Source organism: Mesorhizobium sp. M4A.F.Ca.ET.022.05.2.1, from assembly GCF_003998845.1.
Classification (GTDB): domain Bacteria; phylum Pseudomonadota; class Alphaproteobacteria; order Rhizobiales; family Rhizobiaceae; genus Mesorhizobium.
On sequence record NZ_RZOJ01000535.1, the window covers coordinates 1 to 3359 of the forward strand.

At 61.3% G+C, this 3359-nt stretch carries 3 protein-coding genes and 1 pseudogene; 1 reads left to right on the plus strand and 3 read right to left on the minus strand.

Translation table 11 applies throughout. The features are described from left to right. Nucleotides 1-359, minus strand: a pseudogene (locus EN745_RS32190) (hypothetical protein); the annotation flags it as partial. 255 nt (nt 360-614) lie between these two features. Between EN745_RS32190 and EN745_RS32195 the strand changes: the two are divergent. Next, entirely contained in the window at nt 615-2030 is a 1416-nt protein-coding gene (locus tag EN745_RS32195; RefSeq protein ID WP_127423112.1) for an adenylate/guanylate cyclase domain-containing protein, read from the plus strand. A 21-nt stretch (nt 2031-2051) separates the two neighbouring features. On the opposite strand, the gene EN745_RS32200 is transcribed toward EN745_RS32195, so the two are convergent. Next, nucleotides 2052-2531 carry a class I SAM-dependent methyltransferase gene (locus EN745_RS32200; protein WP_127423113.1) on the minus strand — a complete coding sequence of 160 codons (480 nt, stop codon included), beginning with the start codon at nt 2529-2531 and terminating at the stop codon, nt 2052-2054. A gap of 190 nt (nt 2532-2721) precedes the next feature. Further along, nucleotides 2722-3359 (minus strand): ABC transporter permease (locus EN745_RS32205; protein ID WP_145992256.1); only part of this gene is annotated, 638 nt, incomplete at its 5' end.

The following is a 3359-nucleotide window of genomic DNA, read 5'->3' on the forward strand; positions in this document are numbered from 1 at the left end:
CCTTTTGCCGAAGGACGCGCCCTGGCCCGCCACAGGAACACCCCGGATACCGCGACCGAGCCAAGATAGACCAAAAACCAGAGCCACGGTGCTTTGCGCTCGAAGTTGAAATAGCCGAGATTGATGAATGAAGCCGCCGACACAATGACGGTGAAGATGAAGGCCATGACGAGCACGAGCCTGCCGGGCGACCAGCGATTCCACAACAGCAGCGCCGCCATCACGACCATTTCGGCGGTGTAGAAGCCGCCGAGGAAGCGGGCATTGAACGGCGTGACGGCCCAAGGCCAGCGCGGCTTGACCAGCACAGGCGCGAAAAACAGGCCCGCGCCCACGATCAAGACGATGATGACCGCCACAGAGAAAAGGCGCAGGGCCGCGGGAAACGGTGGGTTGTTGGATGTCGGCATGGGAGCGAGCCCCAAAGATGAATGCCTATATACCATCAAAGTGCCGCTTGCGGCCGGTGAAAATCTGCCGAATGGGAATTGAACTGTCACCAGGCTCATCTATTCGAATGGCCGTACGGTCCGTTTCGACGTAAAATGGGGCACTCGGACCAAAGCGCGGTCCGGTCAACTCGCCTCGAGGGCGCATTTTCCGGAGCCTGCACGATGAACGAAGCCCAGGATCTGTTCTCGCTTCTGCGGCAATCGACCGATGTCGATCCACTGGCAATCGACGCGATCAAGCGAACCATCGCGGAGGGCGAGGACCGTGAACTTTGCCGCATCAATACACCGGCCTTCGCCAGCAAGCATGGCCTCGACGAGGAGCGCGCCATAAGCGCCTTTCTCCATGCTGCGCGGGTCGGCATCTTCGACATTTCCTGGAATGTCCTGTGCCCCGGCTGTGGCGGCGTGCTCGACACCAACGCCACGCTGAAAACCCTTCAGAAGGACGAATACAGCTGCGCACTGTGCTCGCAGGGCTATTCGCCGACCCTCGACGAGATGGTCGAGGTGACATTCACCGTCAGTCCCCGCATACGCAGGATTGCGGCCCACAATCCACACGAACTGCCGATGGTGGAATATTTCCGCCAGATCTACTGGGCGTCCGGTGTCGATGTGCCGGATGAGGATTTCGCGAAAAAGCTGGAAGCGTTCTCGCTGGAGGATATCGAACTAGCGCCCGGTGAAAAGGCGGTTCTGCCCATACAGCTTCCGTCCGAATTCATTATCGTCTTCGAGCCGGTCACCCATTCAGCGCAGTTCATCGACGTGAAGGGCGAACCAACAAAGGAGCGCCGAAGTCTCTCTTTGGTCTTCGACCGCGACCATATCCAGAACCAGACGCTGGAGATGCAACCTGGCCCGTTGCGCATTTCGCTGGAAAACAGGACCGAAACCCGCGTGCTGCCGACGGTCTTCATCGCCGGCGAGGCATTGCATGATTTCCTGGGCAAACGCCGGCCCTTCCTCACCGCCAAGCGCCTGCTCACCAACCAGACGTTCCGCGATCTCTATCGCACGGATACACTCGACATCGACCAGCGCCTGAAGATTACCAGCCTGACCTTCCTGTTCACCGACCTGCGCGGATCGACCGCGCTTTACGAGCGGGTGGGCGACCTTGCGGCCTTCGATCTCGTGCGCGCGCATTTCCAGATTCTGCACGAGATCGTGGCGGCGGAGGCCGGCGCGGTGGTGAAGACGATCGGTGATGCGGTTATGGCGACCTTCGCGACGCCCGATCGTGCGATTGCCGCGGCCCTCAGGATGCGCGATGCGATGCGTGCGCTCAACGACACGAGCGGGCGCGAGGATTTGCTGCTCAAGATCGGCGTCCATGCCGGCCCCTGCATCGCCGTGTCTTTGAACGAGCGGCAGGATTATTTCGGCCAGACGGTCAACATTGCGTCGCGGGTCCAGAACCTTGCCAACGCACAGGCGATCTTCGCCACTCGCGCGGTGGTCGACGACAATCTCACCGCCGACCTGTTGCACAGGAACGCGCTGACGCCCGTAGCCCACGAGGTCTCGCTGCGCGGCATTGAGCGAGAGATAGCAGTATATACGATCCCTTGAAGACCTGAGTCGTTCCGGCTCCTACACGCGCCTATAGATAAAATAACGATCTGCGGGCACCGAAGGCGGCGGCGCGAGGCGCTGCAACTGCGGGTGGTCGAGCGGCGTGCCGCTGACCGCGATGCCGCCGACGCGAAGCAGGCGCGCGGTCAGATCGGGAAGCCAGGTAGCGGTCACTGCATCGCGATCTTCATAGCCGGTGCCAATGTCGGCATGAACAAGGGCGGCGTCTATGCCAATGAACCTATTCGCCGTCTCGCGTATTTCGCCGAGGACAAGGTTTTCAGCTTCGGGGATTGAGCTGGCGTGCGCGGCGAGCGCGCGGTCGAATGCCACGATCCGGCGTCCGGGCAGGCGCTCGCGCAGATGATGGAACGTCCGGCCGTTGCCGAGGCCGAGTTCGAGCACGGGGCCCTCGATCTTCGCCACCCCCGCGCAGACTTGATCGAGAATGTCGCGCTGTGCGGTCAGCCTGCGGATGAAGCTCTCGAGGCGAGACATATGCGTCTGTGTCCTGAACCGGCTCAAGTGATCGGCAATGCCCGCGACCATAACGGTTCACGGGTTAAACCCCCGATCGAGCCTCGCCGCATATAGAGGCGAACGATCAACACCGCAACAACCGAACAGGCTGCCAACAGGGGTCTTGCCGGTGCAGCCGGCGGGCCCGGCGCGCGGCGGGACAGCGATGTCACTTGTAGGGGTCTGCGGCGTCCCGCAAGCCGTCGCCTAGGAAGTTGAACGCCAGGATGACGAGAATGACGGGGAGCATCGGCAAAAGCAGCCATGGATAGAACGCGATCACGCTGACGCTGCGCGCCTCGGTGAGCAGGATGCCCCAGCTGGTTATCGGCGCCCTCAGGCCGAGCCCGAGGAAGCTGAGCGCCGTCTCGCCCAGGATCATGCCGGGTATGGAGATCGTCGCCGTCGCGATCAGATGCGACATGAAACCGGGAATGAGGTGCCGCCGGATAATGCGGCTGCTGCTGGCGCCCATCAATTGCGCGGCCAGAACGTAATCCTCCTCGCGCAAGGCTAGAAGCTTTGAACGCACTGCCCGCGCCAGTCCGGTCCAGTCGAGCAGCCCGAGGATGACGGTGATGCCGAAATAGATCAGGATCGGACTCCAGGTCATCGGCATGATCGCGGCCAGAGCCAGCCATAGCGGAATACTGGGAATCGATTGCAGAATTTCGATTATCCGTTGAACGATCAGGTCGAAGATACCGCCGTGATAGCCGGCCAGGCCTCCGATGACTATGCCAAGCAGGAAGCTGAAACTGATGCCGACGAGCCCGATTGTCAGTGAAATGCGTGCGCCATAGATGA